Annotated in this window: 13 protein-coding genes; 8 read left to right on the top strand and 5 right to left on the bottom strand. The window is 66.1% G+C overall.

The window, feature by feature from the left end; genetic code table 11:
* Window positions 1-30 precede the first annotated feature (30 nt).
* A complete protein-coding gene (locus tag CSQ95_RS20845) occupies window positions 31-3177 on the top strand; it encodes an efflux RND transporter permease subunit (RefSeq protein WP_099410880.1) in 3147 nt (1048 codons plus the stop codon).
* Complete coding sequence (locus tag CSQ95_RS20840) at window positions 3177-4550, top strand: efflux transporter outer membrane subunit (RefSeq protein ID WP_099410879.1); 1374 nt, start codon at window positions 3177-3179, stop codon at window positions 4548-4550. Before CSQ95_RS20845 ends, CSQ95_RS20840 begins: the two co-directional genes overlap by 1 nt.
* A gap of 8 nt (window positions 4551-4558) precedes the next feature.
* Here the strand turns inward: CSQ95_RS20840 and CSQ95_RS20835 are convergent, their stop codons facing one another.
* Both CSQ95_RS20835 and CSQ95_RS20830 read right to left on the bottom strand, forming a co-directional pair.
* The gene (locus CSQ95_RS20835; protein ID WP_099410878.1) at window positions 4559-5245 is read right to left on the bottom strand and encodes a DAPG hydrolase family protein; all 687 of its coding nucleotides are present in this window, start codon (window positions 5243-5245) and stop codon (window positions 4559-4561) included.
* Between the two features lie 4 nt (window positions 5246-5249).
* Window positions 5250-6431: an MFS transporter gene (locus CSQ95_RS20830; protein ID WP_099410877.1), complete on the bottom strand. Its 1182-nt coding sequence runs from the start codon at window positions 6429-6431 to the stop codon at window positions 5250-5252.
* Window positions 6432-6565: 134 nt separating this feature from the next.
* Here CSQ95_RS20830 and CSQ95_RS20825 point away from each other — a divergent pair, with 134 nt between their 5' ends.
* From CSQ95_RS20825 to CSQ95_RS20800, 6 genes are all read left to right on the top strand, one after another.
* Window positions 6566-7330, top strand: coding sequence for an IclR family transcriptional regulator (locus tag CSQ95_RS20825; protein WP_099410876.1), 765 nt, complete (start codon window positions 6566-6568; stop codon window positions 7328-7330).
* A gap of 219 nt (window positions 7331-7549) precedes the next feature.
* Window positions 7550-10345 (top strand): heparinase II/III family protein, encoded by a 2796-nt coding sequence (locus CSQ95_RS20820; RefSeq protein ID WP_143450016.1) that lies wholly within the window; start codon window positions 7550-7552, stop codon window positions 10343-10345.
* 154 nt (window positions 10346-10499) lie between these two features.
* Window positions 10500-11780, top strand: coding sequence for an arsenic transporter (locus CSQ95_RS20815; RefSeq protein ID WP_099410874.1), 1281 nt, complete (start codon window positions 10500-10502; stop codon window positions 11778-11780).
* Between the two features lie 45 nt (window positions 11781-11825).
* Window positions 11826-12455: an NAD-dependent dehydratase gene (locus CSQ95_RS20810; RefSeq protein WP_099410873.1), complete on the top strand. Its 630-nt coding sequence runs from the start codon at window positions 11826-11828 to the stop codon at window positions 12453-12455.
* A 47-nt stretch (window positions 12456-12502) separates the two neighbouring features.
* Window positions 12503-12979, top strand: a complete 477-nt coding sequence (locus CSQ95_RS20805; protein ID WP_099410872.1) for a GNAT family N-acetyltransferase — start codon at window positions 12503-12505, stop codon at window positions 12977-12979.
* A 24-nt stretch (window positions 12980-13003) separates the two neighbouring features.
* On the top strand, window positions 13004-14293 hold the full coding sequence (locus tag CSQ95_RS20800) for a nucleotide disphospho-sugar-binding domain-containing protein (RefSeq protein WP_099410871.1): 1290 nt from the start codon (window positions 13004-13006) through the stop codon (window positions 14291-14293).
* On the opposite strand, the gene CSQ95_RS20795 is transcribed toward CSQ95_RS20800, so the two are convergent.
* From CSQ95_RS20795 to CSQ95_RS20785, 3 genes are all read right to left on the bottom strand, one after another.
* Entirely contained in the window at window positions 14290-15237 is a 948-nt protein-coding gene (locus CSQ95_RS20795) for a DUF2145 domain-containing protein (protein WP_257218130.1), read from the bottom strand. The genes CSQ95_RS20800 and CSQ95_RS20795 overlap by 4 nt on opposite strands.
* Window positions 15234-15665 (bottom strand): hypothetical protein, encoded by a 432-nt coding sequence (locus CSQ95_RS20790; protein WP_070224319.1) that lies wholly within the window; start codon window positions 15663-15665, stop codon window positions 15234-15236. Before CSQ95_RS20790 ends, CSQ95_RS20795 begins: the two co-directional genes overlap by 4 nt.
* Before the next feature lie 92 nt (window positions 15666-15757).
* A complete protein-coding gene (locus CSQ95_RS20785) occupies window positions 15758-16555 on the bottom strand; it encodes an HDOD domain-containing protein (protein WP_257218129.1) in 798 nt (265 codons plus the stop codon).
* Between the last annotated feature and the right edge of the window lie 33 nt (window positions 16556-16588).

Here is a 16588-nt window from a genome sequence, read left to right as displayed (position 1 = left end):
GCCATTTGAATTCAATGAAAGTCTAACGACATGCCTCAATTTTTCATCAACCGCCCCGTCTTTGCGTGGGTGGTGGCGGTCTTCATCGTCCTGTTCGGACTGATCGCCATACCGCAATTGCCGATTGCGCGTTTTCCTTCCGTGGCGCCGCCCAGCGTCAGCATCAGCGCCGTGTATCCGGGTGCCACGCCGCAAACCATGAACGATTCCGTGGTGGGCTTGATCGAACGCGAACTGTCGGGCGTCAAGCACCTGCTGTATTTCGAGTCGTCCACCGACACCTCGGGTTCGGCCTCGATCACCGTCACCTTCCAGCCGGGCACGGACCCGGAAATGGCGCAGGTGGACGTGCAGAATCGCCTGAAAGCCATCGAGCCGCGCTTGCCGCAAGCCGTGCGGCAAAACGGCTTGACGGTGGAATCGGCGTCGTCCGGCTTTTTGATGATCGTCAGCCTGATCTCCGAGAATGGCCAGCATGACGAAGTGGCGCTGGGCGACTACCTGGCGCGCAACGTGACGGAAGAGCTGCGCCGCATTCCCGGCGTGGGCAAGGTGCAGCTGTTCGGCTCCGAGCGGGCCATGCGCATCTGGGTCGACCCGGCCAAGCTGGTGTCCTACAACATCGCCATGGGCGAGCTGACGGCCGCCATCGCGCAGCAAAATGTGCAGATCGCACCGGGCCGCCTCGGCGATTCGCCCGCCGTGCACGGCCAGCGCGTGACGATTCCGCTGACGGTGCAGGGGCAGCTGCAAACCCCGGCCGAATTTGCCGCCATCGTGCTGCGCGCGAATGCGGACGGCTCGAAAGTGACCATCGGCGACGTGGCAAAAGTGTCGCTGGGCGCGCAAAGCTTCAATTTCAGCATCCGCGAAAACGGCCAAGCCGCGTCGGGCGCCGCCATCATGCTGTCGCCCGGTGCCAACGCCGTGCAGACGGCGGCGGCCGTGCGCGCGCGCATGGCCGAACTGGCGCACACCATGCCGGCCGGGATCAAATACTCGGTGCCGTTCGATACGGCGCCGTTCGTGAAAATCTCGATCGAGAAAGTGATCGTCACCTTGCTGGAGGCGATGGTGCTGGTCTTCCTCGTCATGTACCTGTTCCTGCAAAAGATACGCTACACCCTGATTCCCGCCATCGTCGCGCCGATCGCCCTGATGGGAACGTTTACGGTGATGCTGCTGGCCGGCTATTCCATCAACGTGCTGACCATGTTCGGCATGGTGCTGGCCATCGGCATCATCGTCGATGATGCCATCGTGGTGGTGGAAGCGGTGGAGCGCCTGATGGCGACCGAGGGCCTGTCGCCGAAGGAAGCGACCTCGAAAGCGATGCGCGAAATCACGGGGGCCGTGGTCGGCATCACCCTGGTGCTGACGGCCGTGTTCATCCCGATGGCGCTGGCCAGCGGTTCCGTGGGCGCCATCTACCGCCAGTTCACCCTGGCGATGGCCGTGTCGATCCTGTTCTCGGCGTTTCTGGCCTTGACCCTGACGCCGGCCCTGTGCGCCACGATGTTGAAACCAATCGGACCGCATGACCATGATAAAAAAGGCTTTTTCCTGTGGTTCGACCGCCAATTTGAGCGCATGACGGCCCGCTACGAAAAAGGCGTGGTGGCGATGCTGAAACGCGCCGGCCGCTCGATGGTGCTGTACGGCGCCATCGTCGCGGCGCTGGGCGTAGCCTTCATGCAGCTGCCGTCGGCCTTTTTGCCGGAAGAAGACCAGGGATATTTCATTACCTCGATCCAGCTGCCGTCCGATGCCACCATGGAGCGCACGCTCGATGTCGTCAAATTGTACGAACAGCACGTGGCCACGCGGCCCGGCATTGAGGTAAATCAATCGATCCTCGGCTTCAGCTTTTCCGGCGCGGGACCGAACGCGGGCCTGGCCTTCACCATGCTGAAGGACTGGAAACAGCGCAACGGCGCCACGGCGCAGGAAGAAGTGGCGCTGGCGCAGGCGGCCATGTCGCAGGCGAAGGAGGGCGTGATCATGAGCCTGATGCCGCCCGCCATCGATGAACTGGGCAACTCGTCCGGCTTTTCCATGCGCCTGCAAGACCGCGCCAGCCAGGGCATCGCGGCCCTGCAGGCGGCGCAGAATCAGCTGCTGGGCCTGGCCGCGCAAAGCAGCAAGGTGGCGGGCGTGTATCCGGACGGCTTGCCGCCCGGCGCCAGCGTGCGCCTCGATATCGACCGCACCAAGGCCGAAGCGCTGGGCGTATCGTTTACGGCGATTGCCGACATGCTGACGGCGGCCATGGGTTCGACCTATGTCAACGATTTCCCGAACGCGGGCCGCATGCAGCAGGTGATCATCCAGGCCGACGCGCCGTCGCGCATGCAACTCAACGACGTGCTGGCCTTGCGCATCCGCAATAACGCGGGCGGCATGGTAGCCTTGGGCGAACTCGTGCGCCCCGTGTGGAGCGAGTCGCCGCTGCAGCTGGTGCGCTACCAGGGCTACCCGTCGGCGCGCATTTCCGGCAGCGCGGCGCCCGGCGTGTCCAGCGGCGACGCCATGCTGGAAATGGAGCGGCTCGTGAAGCAATTGCCGCCGGGCTTCGCGCTGGCGTGGACGGGCCAGTCGCTGCAAGAGAAGGAATCGGCGTCGCAGGCGCCCATGCTGATGGCGCTGTCGATGCTGGTGGTCTTCCTCGTGCTGGCGGCCCTGTATGAAAGCTGGTCGATTCCCGTCTCCGTGATGCTGGTGGTGCCTTTGGGCTTATTGGGCGCCGTGCTGGCCGTGATGCTGCGCGGCATGCCGAACGACGTGTTCTTCAAGGTGGGCATGATCACCATCATCGGCCTGTCGGCGAAGAATGCCATTCTGATCGTCGAGTATGCGCGCCAGTTGCAGGCGCAGGGCAAGGGGCTGGTCGAGGCGACGGTGGAAGCGGCGCGCCTGCGCTTGCGCCCGATTTTGATGACGTCATTGGCGTTCGCGCTGGGCGTGGTGCCGCTGATGCTGGCCACGGGCGCCAGCGCCGAGACGCAGCACGCGATCGGCACGGGCGTGTTCGGCGGCATGATTACCGCCACCGTGCTGGCCGTGTTTTTCGTGCCCGTGTTCTTTGTCGTGGTGCTGGGCGCCGTCGACAAGATGGGTACGTACTTCAACAAACGCAGTGATCGCATCGCCGTCAAGGCGGTGGAAGGAGAGTTGTAATGCGTTTCTTTTTTCTCACGCCCCTGGCCGCGCTGGCCTTGTCGGCGTGTTCCCTGACGCCGCCGCTGGTCAAGCCGGCGGCACCGATACCGGCCAGCTATGCAGAATCTGCCGCGCCAGCCACGGCCGACACCGCGGCCGACCTGGGCTGGCGCCAGATGCTGCTCGATGCGCGGCTGCAGCGCCTGGTCGATATCGCGCTGGAAAACAACCGCGACTTGCGCGTGGCTTCGCTCAATGTGGAAGCCGTGCGGGCGCAGTACCAGATCCAGGATGCGGGCCGCTATCCGGCCATCGGCGCGAATGCGGGCGGCGTGCGCCAGCGCGGCGCCGACGCTGTGACACAGAATCAGTTCACTGCCGGCATCGCCATGAGCGCGTTCGAGATCGACCTGTTCGGCCGCCTGCGCTCGCTATCGGACGCGGCGTTTGCCCGCTATCTGGCCACGCAGCAGGGCCAGCGCGCCGCGCATATGGCCCTGATCGGCGCCGTGGCCGACGCCTACCTGGAGCAGCGCCTGGCCGAGGAACAGCTGGCGCTGGCCCGGCAAACCCTGCTTGACTGGCGCCAGGCGCTGCTCCTGACGCAGCGCCTGCACGGCGCGCAGCAGGGCAGCGGCCTGGACGTCGCGCAAGCGCAAGGGCAGGCGGCCACGGCGGAAGCGGACGTGCAGGCGCGCGAACGGGCCAGTCTACTTTCGCGCAACAACCTGGAATTGCTGCTCGGTGCGCCGCTGCCAACGGACTTGCCCGCCGGCCGGCCGCTCGATGGCCAGCCTGTGCTGACGCAGCTGCCGCCCGGCCTGCCGTCGGACTTGCTGGCGCGCCGTCCCGACATCCTGCAGGCCGAATATGCGCTGGCGGCGGCGAATGCGGAAATCGGCGCCGCCCGCGCCGCCTTCTTCCCCCGCCTGTCCCTGACGGCGTCGCTGGGCTTTGCCAGCCCGGAACTGGGCGACCTGTTCCGCGGCAGCGCGCGCAGCTGGTCGTTCGCGCCGCAAGTGACGCAGCCGCTGTTCCAGGGCGGCCAGCTGCGCGCGGAACTGCAGCTGTCGCGCCTGCGCAAGGACGTGGCCGTACTGCAGTACGAGCAGGCGATCCAGGCGGCGTTCCGCGAGGTGCGCGACGGCCTGGCCGGCAGCGCCACGTTTGCGCAGCAGATCGCCGCGCAGGAGCGCGTGGTGGCGGCGGCGCGGCAGCGCCAGCGCCTGTCGCAGCTGCGCTACGACGCGGGCCAGGACAGCCGCCTGGAATTGCTCGACGCGCAGCGCCAGTCGTATGCGGCCCAGCAAGCCCTGCTCGACGCGCGGCGCGACCAGTTCAAGTCGGCCGTGGCGCTGTACAAGGCGCTGGGCGGCGGCCTCGAGGAGTAAACCTCCGTCTACCAGGGCAGCGCCACGGGCACGCTGTCGCGGTGCTTCGCCTGGTAGTGGGAACGCAGGAATTGCGCCAGGAAGGTGAATTCGTTGTAGCAATGCATGAGCAGGGCGCGGGCGAATGCCTCGGGGAAGAGGGCGGCGATCTCTTGCGGGCTGTGGCCGGCGTCCGGCAAGTCCTGGCCCATGTAGAAATGGCTGCGCAAGGTCATGCCCCAGGCCGTGTCGCGGCCCATGTGCAGCAGGCGCCCGCCGATGACGGCGCCGTCCGCCGTGCGGGGCGGCGCATAGCTCATGCCCACCCTGGCGCACACGGCGGCAGAAATGCGGCCCTCGGCCCGCGCCGCCTCGTATTGCCGTCCCTCGAAGAATTCACGCGGATCGCGGAACTGGATGGCCAGCTGTTCGGCCGGCATGCCGCTGAAAAATTCTTCCGCCAGATGGATGGAGCCGACGTGCGTCCCGGCGCTGCCTTCGGCCCAGCCGCTGGCCAGGTGGTCGACCGGGTGCCACATCAGGTAGCGTTCCGTGTCGGGCCGCGAGCGGAACCACCATTCAAACATCTCGCCAGTGCAATTTGGCAAGTCGGTGCGGCACGCCACGTGCAGCACGCCGCTGGGCAGCCGTTCGAAGCCCGTTTCCAGTGCCAGGGGAGCGGGGTGCAGCAGGGCGTGGACGTCGTTGAGATCCATGGTCTTACCTTTCAGTGCGGGTGGTGGAAACAGCGGTGGTGCCGGCCGGGCGGCGGCGCAGCAGCGGGGCGGCCGCCACGGCCGCGCCCAGCAGGGCCAGCGCGGCCGTGGCGGCAAACATCGTGGCGTGGCTGCCGGACAGATACGTCATGAAGGAAGAGAGAAATTGCCCGCCGAAGATGGCCATCGACAGATAGGCGAGGTTGCGGTTGCGGCTGGGCAAGTGGCTGCGCTCGACCGTCATGTGCGTGCACAGGGGCACGGACAGGCCGAAGCCCATCCCCAGCGCCACGGCGCCGGCCAGCAGCGTGGGCAGCGCGGCGGCGCCCGCAAACAGCAGATGTGCCAGCGCATAACAGGCGAAGGCGGCGCCCAGGGTGCCGTGTTCATGCAGGCGCCGGACCGCCTGGGGCATCAGCCAGGCGGCCGCCACGGCCACCAGCGACACGAAGGAAAGCAGATACCCGGCCCGGTCCTCGCTCCAGCCCAGTTGCTGCAGGCGCAGGGGCAAAACGATGATGGCGGCGAAAAATACCGTCATGGAGAGCGCCGCCAGCGCATGGACGAGGAGCAGGGCGCGCGACGGGCCGGGCGCTGGCGGCGCGCCATCCAGGCCGGCATCCGGGGCAGGGGCAGGTGCCGGCACGCAGCGCCAGGCGCATGCCAGCAGCACCCACGAAGCCAGATACAGCAGGAAGGGATAGCGCCAGCCCGCCGTGGCCAGCAGGCCGCCCAGGGCGAGGAAGAGCACGCCGCCCAGTTCGATCGTCATGCCTTGTCTGGCGATCATGCGCAGCCTTGCCTGGCCGCTGAACAGGGCCGAGATCAGCCCCGTGCCCGACGCCATCACGAGCGCCGTCGGCGCACCCAGCAGGAAACGGTTGGCGAACACGGCAACGTGCCCATGCAGGAACATGCCCGAGACGCCCAGCAAGCCGTACAGGAACAGCCCCGCCAGCAGGGTGCGGTGCAGTCCCAGGCGCTGCATGAGCATGGCGGCGAAGGGGCCGGACAGCACCACGCCCAGCGAGGGCAGCGTGACGAGCCAGCTGGCGGCGTCGGCCACCCCGAGGCGCGCGGCAATGGACGGCAATCCCGGGACCAGCACGCATCCCACCATGATGGTCAGGCTGGCAACGGAAAGGAGCGTGCACGTTGCTGTCTTCGATATACTGCGGCTGGACATGCGCCTCCCCCGGTGCCTGAGTTGAAAACCGTTATACGGAACACTGTTCCGAATGATGGAACAATTATAGGGCCATGTACAATGCCGGTCAATGCCGTCACGGCAGCTATCGTCATGCATAATTGGGTAAAGAGATGAGTGAAGAAAACGAAGGCAATAGCGGCAAGCAAGTCATTGCGCGCGCGGCGGCGGTGCTGCGCGCGCTGGAAAACCAGACGGGCGGCCTGAGCCTGGCGCAGATCGCCAAGGGCGCGGACTTGCCGCGCACCACGGTGCACCGCATCGTCGCCGCGCTGGAAGCCCAGCAACTGGTCAGTTCCGGCGTCGGCGGGGTGAAGCTGGGTCCGGCCATCGCGCGTCTGGCGGCGTCGGCGCATACGGACGTGGTGGCGGTCCTGCGGCCGTATGCGGAAGCGTTGGGCCGGCGCACGCGCGAAACGGTGGACGTGTGCGTGTACCGCGGCCTGCATGCGGTGTCGGTGGACCAGTACTGTTCCGACCATGAACTGCGCGTCGTGTCGGCCGTGGGAACGGCCTACCCGATCCACTGCACCGCGCATGGCAAGGCCTTGCTGGCGCAGATGCCGGAAGACGCGCTGGCCCGGCTGTTCGGCGAACGCCTGGAAGCGCGCACGGACCAGACCATCACGGCGCTTGCGCAACTGCTGCCGCACCTGGAACAGGTACGCGCGCAGGGCTATGCCGTCGATATGGAAGAGCACGCACCTGGCGTGTGCGGCATCGGCGTGGCCCTGAACACGGGCACGAGCGAGCGCTACGCGCTGTCGCTGGGCGTGCCGGCCCTGCGTTTCCACGCCCAGCGGGAACAGCTGCTGTCGGCGCTATTGCAGTGCAAGGCGGAAGTCGAAGCCGTGCTCGGTGCGCCGGGCGCTGCGTAGCGCACACCATGGGCGGGCATAAGATGGCTTGATTGCCGGCGAATCTGCTTTCGGAATGCTACGCGGGCTTGACGTATCGCCATTTCCCGCTGCTGCTGGCCGCCATGCGTATGGGGCGCGCCTGTCGTGCGTGGAAATGATTTCAAAATAATAAGTATTCTGCCGCCTTGATGTTATTATAATGGTAACATCACTATTCCTCAGTGTTCTGCGGGACTGGTGTCTTTTCTGGTTCACATTGCAAAAGGAGTAGGTATGCGTCAATCCCATGTCGCGCTGTTGTTATCGGTTTGCATAGGCGGAGCGCACGCTGCGCCCGCGATCCTGGCATTCGATGCCGATCACCTGAAGGTGGTTGAGGGCCAGCCGGTGCGCCTGCACTGGGAGGTGAGCGGGGCAGCCACGGTCACGCTGAATGGCGTGCCGGTCAGCGGCAACAGCCAGATTGTCAGGTATGCGGCCGGCGATGCCGCCACCTTGCGCCATACCTTGACGGCCAGCACTCCCGGCGAACCGGAAACCGCTACGCGCACCATCGAACTGTCTGCCGGGGTCTTGCTGGACAAGGACTACATTCCCGAAGCGTACGCGACCGGCTGCAAACCCGTGCAGGAGAGCGATTTTGTCATGGGCCATGAGTATGCCCGCATCGAGCCGCGCGACTGCACGTCCGTGAAAGTGCGTAATCCGGTGTTTGTCTGGCCTGACTTTTATAACGTCGCAGAGATGGTGTTGACGCTTAACTTTCCCAGTGGAAAAAGTCCATTGAGTATCACCACGACGCGCACGTCGCTGATCCTGCCCGAGCTGTTGAACGAAACCGGGCTGTACACGTGGCAGGTGCAGTATCATTTTCCGGACGGCCGGATCAGGTCCGGCGCGGTCCGGCGTTTTCATTTCGACGGCAATGCCGTCGACAACCTGCCCGACCTGCCCGCCGCCACCGAAGTCATCGCCAGGATAGGACAGCGCCTGCATCCGCGTCTGATTCCGGTGGCGGCGAATGGCCAGGTCCTGCAGATGTCGGCCATCCACGCCGCCGTGCAGGCCAGCCCCCTGGCGGCATCCTACAAAACGTACCTGGCCGAGGCGGAGCAGGTACTGGCCAATACGAAGTACCCGATGCCCGCGGAGCCCATCGGCCTGAAACCGGAAGCTATCGCCGACGCAGCGTTCAGGGCTGCCCAGGGGATAGAGCGGTTGTCCGTGGCGGCGCTGCTCAAGGGCGACCAGCGGTATCACGCACAGGCCATCGCCCGCCTGCTGCAGCTGGCCAGCTGGGCGCCGGACGGCGTGACCGGCGAATGCCAGCAGGACCAGGCCAACAGGCTGATCATGGTCGCCCTGGCGCAAGGCTTGGACATGCTTTACTACAACATGACCAGGGCGGACCGCTATGTACTCATCAAGGCGATCAACGGGCGGCTCAATCCTCTGATGTACAAGATGGAGGCGGGTTTGCGCGCCAATCCGTATGATTCCCATGTCCTGGCCGCGGCCTACTATGCGGTGCAAACCCTGATGCTGTCGACCGGCGCCGTCGGCCAGGGACCTGGCGGCGACGTGACGTTTGAACAGGGTGCGGAATATGACAAGTCCTGCAATGCAAAAGGCAAGCCGTTGGCGCCGGTTAACCGTTTTACCACTGCCTGGGAAACGCTGATCACGAGTTCGGGCACGTGGGGCGGCGGCACGGACAGCGCGTTTGGCAACGGCATCAATTATGCCTGGAACGCGCTCAACTCGTATGCACCGGCCATGGCTTCGTATCTGTTGATGGCCAACGTGGATATCAGCCATATCCCCGCGCTGCGGCAGTTCGGCGACAATTTCCACGCGCAGACGGTGCGGGGCCGCTGGAGCAAGGTGCGCGGCACGTTCGGCGACGGCAGCAACCTGACGGGGGGGTATGAATCCTATGCCTGGAACTCCTACCGCCTGTTTGCCCAGGTATCGCAGAATCCTGTCGATGAATGGTATTACCGGGACAATATTGAGCAGACCCAGTCTTTTTACTTGCCTTTCCAGCATTATTTTCTGACGGCAATCAGACCTCCCGTTGAGCCCGCTGTGCTGCCCATCTTGAAACGCACGTATCTGTTCGAGGATGCGGGCGTGGTCGCCATGCACTCCAATGCGGCCGATCCGCAGCGTTCCAGCCTGTTTTTCCGTTCCAGCCGTCTCGGCGCCATCAACCACAGCCATGCTGACAACAATGCGTTTACCTTTGTGTCAAAAGGCAAGAGTATTTTCATTTCTGGCGGCACCTATAAGGAATTTGGCAGTCTGCCGGAGCAGCGGATCAGACGCGCCACGCGCTACAAGAATGCGCTGACGTTCGACGCGGGAGAGGGATATGAGGACGCCGGCATAGGCCAGGCCGAGCCGGCGGCAAGCCCCGTTGCGCCGGGGGCGCCGCTGTTTTATATGCAGCCACATGGCAGGCTGATCAATTTTCATGCGGCCGAGACGAGCGACTGGTCGGTCGCCACCGGGGATGCCACGGACGCCTACCGCAGCCGCGACATAAAAACGTCAGTCTGGAACCCCTTGCTGCAAGGCGCGGTGCGCACGGTCGCCTATAACCCGAAGGCGGGCGTGGCCCTGATCTACGATTGGGCGCAAAGTGCGACCAAGCGCCGCTGGCAGATGAATTATCAGACGCTGGTGGCGCCGGTGGACATCGGGGCGCGGCAATTCAGGGTCGATGCGGGCGATGGCGTCAGCGTCTGCGTCAGTTATCACGGCTATGACGGAACGTTTTCGGCGCCGGAAAAGATGTCCAAGGTAGCCCAGGATACGCAACTGGCATGGCCGGCAGGGGAACCTGAGCAATATCATACGGCGTACAAGACGAATATACGCAGCAATTCCATGGCCAGCCTGATCGTCCTGAAGGAAGACTGCAATGCCGTTTCCGTGACGGCCGAGTATTTGTCGCCGACCAAGCTGCTCGTCAAGGTCGATACGAGCTGGTTCCTTTTCGATAAAAAAGCTGTGCAGCTATCGGAATAGGGAGGGCTTGGCAAGGCGCCGTGCCGGCCGCTTGCGGTCAGGTGAATGATGACTTTGATTCTATTTGATATTTCCAGTATTATGGAATCATTGTATCCACTCACCGGCCTTGGCGCGATTGCGCGCCTTGCTGCCCTCTCCGGAACCTTGCCGCATGCTCACCGCTTTCCTGATCTTTCTCGCCACCTTAACCCTCGTCATCTGGCAGCCGCGCGGCCTGGGCATCGGCTGGAGCGCCGTCATCGGCGCTGGCGTCGCCTTGCTGGCCGGCGTGATCCACTGGGGCGACATCCCCGTCGTCTGGCATATCGTGTGGAACGCCACCGGCACGTTTGTTGCCGTCATCATCATCAGCCTGCTGCTGGACGCGGCCGGCTTCTTCGAGTGGGCGGCGCTGCACGTGGCGCGCTGGGGCGGCGGCAGCGGGACAAAACTGTTCGTGCTGCTGGTCTTGCTGGGCGCGTTGGTATCCGCCGTGTTCGCCAACGACGGCGCCGCGCTGATATTGACGCCCATCGTCATCGCCATGCTGCGGGCATTGAAGTTTTCCGCCAAAGCCACCCTGGCCTACGTGATGGCGGCCGGTTTCATCGCCGACACGGCCAGCCTGCCGCTGGTGGTGTCGAATCTGGTCAATATCGTCTCGGCCGACTATTTCAAGATCGGCTTTGCCGAGTACGCGTCCGTGATGGTGCCCGTCAACGTCGTCGCCGTGGGCGCCACCCTGGCGGCCTTGCTGATCTTTTTCCGCCAGGATATCCCGCGCGACTATGACGTGGCGCAGCTGAAACGCCCGCGCGCCGCCATCCGCGACTTGCCCACCTTCCGCGCCGGCTGGCTGGTGCTGGCGCTGCTGCTGGCGGGCTTTTTCTCGCAGGAAGCCCTGGGCGTTCCCATCAGCCTGATCGCCGCCGTCGGAGCCGCGCTGCTGCTGGGCGTGGCAGGCAAGGGCCATGTGATTTCCACGCGCCACGTGCTGCGCCATGCGCCATGGCAAATCGTCGTCTTTTCGCTGGGCATGTATCTGGTCGTGTATGGCTTGCGCAATGCGGGCTTGACGGCTTACCTGACGGGACTGCTGAACCACTGTGCCCAGTACGGCGTGTGGGGCGCGGCCATGGGCACGGGCGTGTTGACGGCCTTGCTGTCGTCCGTGATGAACAACCTGCCGACGGTGCTGGTGGGCGCGCTGGCCATCGACCCGACGACGGCGCAGGGCGCCGTGCGCGAGGCGATGATTTACGCCAACGTCATCGGCAGCGACCTGGGCCCGAAGATCACGCCCATCGGCAGCCTGGCTACCTTGCTGTGGCTGCATGTGCTCGACAGCAAGAACATCCACATTTCCTGGGGATATTACTTCCGCGTCGGCATCGTGCTGACCGTGCCCGTGCTGCTGGCGACCCTGGCGGCGCTGGCGCTGCGCCTGTCCTGAGTTCCGTGTATGGTGGTGGCTGACAGCAACTTAAACGGGAAATCCATGAAATTATTGCTTGTGGGCGCCACCGGCCTCGTGGGCCGCGAAGTGCTGCGCCTGGCGCTGAGTGACGCGCGCGTCAGCCAGGTCGTCGCCCCCGTGCGCAAGCCCTTGCCGGCGCATCCCAAACTCGATGCGCCGCTCGTCGATTTCGACCGCTTGCCGCCCGGCGCGCCCTGGTGGCAGGCGGACGCCGTCATCTGCACCCTGGGCACGACCATGAAGTTGGCCGGTACGCGGCAGGCATTTTCGCGCGTGGACCACGACTACCCGCTGGCCGTGGCGCGCCTGGCGCTGGCGGCCGGCACGCGCGCGTACGCGCTCAATTCCGCAGCCGGCGCCAATCCCGGCTCGCGTATCTTCTACAACCGCGTCAAGGGCGAACTGGAACGCGACCTGGAAGCACTGGGTTTTGCGTCGCTCACGCACGTGCGGCCCGGGCTGATCGGCGGCGAGCGCGACGTGGCGCGCGCGGGCGAGGGCGCCGCCTTGCGCCTGCTGCGCGTGCTGGGTCCCGTGCTGCCGCGCCGCTGGCGCATCAATCCCGCGCCGCGCATCGCCGGCGCCCTGCTGGAAGCGGCGCTGGCCGCCGCGCCGGGTGTACACGTCGTCGGTTCGGAACAGCTGGCCTGAACGCGCAGCCCGTATAATCGGCGTTCATGTTCTTTTGAGTACGCAAAATGCAAACAGTACGTCCTTACCGGGCCGGCGACCGCGACGCCTGCCTGGCTCTTTTCGACGGCAATACGCCGCGCTTTTTCGACCCGTCCGAGCGCGCGGCCTTCGTCGCCTGGCTGGAAGCATCAACGCAGCCGTATCTGGTCATCGAACGTGCGGTCGAGGGAGCAACGCGCATCGTCGCCTGCGGCGGCCATGCGATCGAGGCGGGCGGCACGGTCGCCAGCCTGTGCTGGGGCATGGTGGCGCAGGACGTGCACGGCCAGGGACTGGGCCGCGCGCTGACGCAGGCGCGCCTGGATGCGATACGCGCCGTGCCGCAAGTGGCCAGGGTGAGCATGAACACCAGCCAGCACACGCAGGGCTTTTATGCGCGCTTCGGCTTCGTGCCGGTCAAGGTGACGCCGGATGGCTTCGGACCCGGCATCGACCAGTGGGACATGATGTTACAACTGCCGGCGCGTGGGGCGCACCGATGAGCGCCGCCAGGCACGGAGGCCACCTTGGCGGATGACCGCCACCCGACGGCGCCGCTCGTCATCGTCGCCAGCAACGGCACCGGCGGCGACATGCAACCATTTATCGCGCTGGCGCAGGGCTTGCGGCAACGGGAGCGGCGCGTGCTGCTGCTGGTGCCGGCCTGGCAGGAAGCGGCGGCGCTGGCGTCAAGGCTGCCGTATCGCACCTTCGGCACGCAGGAAGAGGGGCAGGCCATGCTGGGCGACCCCGGCCTGTGGGATGAGCGCAAGGGCTGGGGCGTCGTGTGGCGCGGCCTCGTGCCGTACCTGGGCGCCGTGCGCGACGTCGTGCAAGGCTTGCCGGACGGTGAAGAGTGCGTGGTGCTGTGCCATCCCTTCCTCGTGCCGATGGCCGCCCTGGCACGCTCGGTACGCCCGGACCTGCGCATCGTCGCGGCCTTTCTGGCGCCATCGAACCTGTGCAGCAGCCATGATTTCCTGGCGGCCGGCTCGCTGCGCATTCCCGCCTGGGTGCCGCTGTCCTGGCGCGAGGCGCTGTGGCGGATGATCCACCGCGGCATGGTCGACCCGGTGCTGCTGCCTGGCCTGAACGGTGCGCGCGCGCAGCACGGCCTGCCGCCCGAAGCGCATTTTTTTGCGCACATGCTGGCCGCGCCCGATGCCTCGCTGGGGCTGTTTCCCGCCTGGTTCGCCGCCCCGCAGGCGGACTGGCCGCCGCATTTCGTGCAAGCCGGTTTCGGCGGCGCCGCCCCGCATGGCGCCGCGGCGCTGCCGCCGGAACTGGAACGCTTTCTGGGCGAGGGCGAGCCGCCCATCGTCTTTACGCCCGGGACCGGTCACCAGCACGCGCAGCGCTATTTCAGCATCGCCCTGGACGTGTTGCGGCGGCTGGGGCGGCGCGGCTTATTCCTCACGTCCCATGCGGCGCAGGTGCCGCAGCATTTGCCACCCAGTGTCATGTGGCAGGCGTACGCGCCGTTCGCGGCCCTGCTGCCGCGCGTGGCGGCCGTGGTGCACCATGGCGGCATCGGCACCAGCGCGGATGCCTTCCGCGCGGGCATCCCGCAACTGATCGTGCCGTTCGCGTACGACCAGTTCGACAACGGCTGGCGGATCAAGCGGCTCGGCGTGGGGGATGTCTTGCTGGCCAGGCGTTTGTCGGCGGGGCGCATGCGGCGCCAGCTGGCGCGTTTGCTGGCCGCGCCCGAGGTTCAATTGGCGTGCGGCGAGGTGGCCCGCCGGATGGGGCAGGGGCCGCAGCCGGCGCACTTGCTCGATCAGGTCGAAGCGGCGCTGGCCGCCCGGACTGCTTAGGGAATGTTGTGCGGCGTATCGTCGAGGGCGATGACGCGGTCGTGCGGGCCGGGCACGCAGCCGTCGGCGACCGGTTCCCAGCCCCGGTGCACCACCACCTGTTTGCCGTCGTGGCAGATTTCCACGCGCTCGCTGGCCGGCAGGCGCTGGCGCGCGAACGCTTCCAGGCTGGCCGGCAGGCTGACTGCCAGCCGCATCGTGCCGATGGCTTCGGGCGGATGGTCGTCCATGTGCACGAGGGGCACGAAGATGGAACCGAGCATCAGCCAGCGGGCGCCCACGTCCACAGGAGCGGGGGTGTAAGGCGCGGCGCGCAGCCAGTCCTGGGCGCGCGCGCGCAAGTCGCTGCCCGCGGCCAGCTCTCCCCAGGCGGCGGCCAGCATTTCCGCCACCCACTGATTGCAGTTCTGGTATTTCAAATTGAAAGCGTACGCGTTGGCGCTGTAGCGGCCCGCCAGCAGCTCTTGCACGCGCACAGGGTCGAGCAGGGCGCGGCGCAGGGGCGGCACGGTTTCGGCCGGCAGTTTCACCAGTGCGATGTAGCCGAGCGATGGATTGGCCGTGCCCATGGCGAAACCGGCCGTGCCCTGGTCGAAGATGCGCGGACGGCCTTCGTCGCAGGCGTAGTACAGCTGGCGCGCGGACCAGCCGCTGTCGTTGTCGTGGCGCCAGGCCAGCGCCGCGTGCGAATAGCGGATGCCGAAGCGCGCCAGGTCCAGGCCGGAGCGGCTGATGAGGGCCACGCTGCCTTCGCTGGCGGCCAGTTCCTCGCGCACGACGGCGGCAAAGCGCAGCAGCCGGTCCTGTTCCGTGGCCGTGAGTTCCTGCGCGCGGTCGCAAAAGCGCGACGAGGCCAGCGAGGTGCCTGCCTGGGCGGCGCCAGCGCTGAAGATGGCGCAAACGCCCAGCAGCAGTGCCGGGCGGTGCAGGAGAAAACGAATCAAAGGCTGACGGGACGCGTGGCCAGTTCGCCGTACCAGTCGTCGGCCAGCACGAGGAAGAAGGCGGCGCGCGTGTCGTTGCGCGAGAATTCGATGCCGTAGGCGCGGTTTTGCGCATGCACCATGTCGCCTTGCGCCAGCTGCTGTTTGTCGAGCGCCGCCTGCGGCAAGTCCAGCACCAGCGGCGTGGCCGTGGCCTCGGCCTGCATGGTCAAACGCGTCATGCCGTCGCGGCCCGGCACGGCGGCCACGTCGATGATGCGGTAGGGGCCATTGGCCACCTTGTTGTCGCGCGAGGAACTGTTGCTCGAACCGTTGAGCGAATCGGAAATGCTGCCGCTCGACTGGGAGCCGGCGCTGGAGGCCGAGGAAACGAAGCTGTCGGCGTTGGCGTTGCACGCCATGGTCAGAGCTGCGGCCAGGCCGAGCATGCGTAGGGAGGTAGTCAAGGCAGTTTTCCAGTGCACATCAATGAAAGCGGGCCGGGTCCGTCCGGGCCTCCGCCATCATAGCAGATCGGCCGTCAGCTAAGCAGCACCTTGATCAGGGCCTTCGCTTCGGCCGACGGCTGCGTGCGCAGCGCCTGCAGCACGGGGTCGTGCTCCAGGTAGGCCTGCAGCGGCGCGCTGATGGTGACGTAGGCCTGCGGCAGCGGCGAAGGCACGGGCGCCAGCGCCTTGGCCAGCAGCAGGGTGTCGCGCAAGCCTTCGGGCGGCAACATGATGGTCGAGCCGGGCAAGGCGTTGACGGCATCGGCCACCGACAGCGGCACGCCCAGCTGGCGCATCAGCGCGCGGCCGATCACTTCCAGGGTGGAGGCCATCTGCGTTTCCAGCTCGGTGTACAGACCCGGGGTCTTGTCGGCCTGGGCCAGCAAATAAAAACCGGCTACTTCATGCACGATACCGGCGAACAGCGCCGTATCGGCATCCGTCTGCGTGACGGCGCCTGCCAGCGCATGCGCCAGCGCCGCCACATGCACGGTGTGCGCCCACAGCTGGGTGGCGCGGGCGCGCAAGGCTTCGTCGCGGATGCCCGCGTTCAGCTGGCGGATGACGGCCGCCGTCGCCAGCGCATACAGGTTGCGGTGGCCCAGCCGCTCGACGGCGGCGCGCACGCTGGTGATGGCGGGCGTGTGGCCGGACGCGAACATGGCCGAATTGGCCAGCGCCACGGCGCGCGCCGACAAGGTGGGTTCGCACAGCAGCAGCCGGCTGATGTCGGCCGAGTGGCAATCCGGGTTGGCCAGTTCCTTTTGCAGGAGCAGGGCCGTATTGATGCTGGTGGGAAAGGACAGGGTTTCCGTTTCGGCGCTGGCCAAAAGTTGCGCAAGGCTGCTGAGCGTGTTGACGTG

This window comes from Janthinobacterium sp. BJB304 (assembly GCF_002735765.1).
Classification (GTDB): Bacteria; Pseudomonadota; Gammaproteobacteria; order Burkholderiales; family Burkholderiaceae_D; genus Janthinobacterium.
Note: the sequence above shows the minus strand (reverse complement) of the source record. Positions and strands in the feature narration are given on the sequence as shown.

Excerpts from the sequence above, each read along its gene's own strand:
- CSQ95_RS20845 (WP_099410880.1), top strand. The coding sequence starts at position 31 with ATGCCTCAATTTTTCATCAACCGCCCCGTCTTTGCGTGGGTGGTGGCG.
- CSQ95_RS20790 (WP_070224319.1), bottom strand. The coding sequence starts at position 15,665 with ATGCTCGGCCTGGCCGCAGCTCTGACCATGGCGTGCAACGCCAACGCC.
- CSQ95_RS20835 (WP_099410878.1), bottom strand. The coding sequence starts at position 5,245 with ATGGATCTCAACGACGTCCACGCCCTGCTGCACCCCGCTCCCCTGGCA.
- CSQ95_RS20805 (WP_099410872.1), top strand. The coding sequence starts at position 12,503 with ATGCAAACAGTACGTCCTTACCGGGCCGGCGACCGCGACGCCTGCCTG.
- CSQ95_RS20815 (WP_099410874.1), top strand. The coding sequence starts at position 10,500 with ATGCTCACCGCTTTCCTGATCTTTCTCGCCACCTTAACCCTCGTCATC.
- CSQ95_RS20830 (WP_099410877.1), bottom strand. The coding sequence starts at position 6,431 with ATGTCCAGCCGCAGTATATCGAAGACAGCAACGTGCACGCTCCTTTCC.
- CSQ95_RS20825 (WP_099410876.1), top strand. The coding sequence starts at position 6,566 with ATGAGTGAAGAAAACGAAGGCAATAGCGGCAAGCAAGTCATTGCGCGC.
- CSQ95_RS20810 (WP_099410873.1), top strand. The coding sequence starts at position 11,826 with ATGAAATTATTGCTTGTGGGCGCCACCGGCCTCGTGGGCCGCGAAGTG.
- CSQ95_RS20840 (WP_099410879.1), top strand. The coding sequence starts at position 3,177 with ATGCGTTTCTTTTTTCTCACGCCCCTGGCCGCGCTGGCCTTGTCGGCG.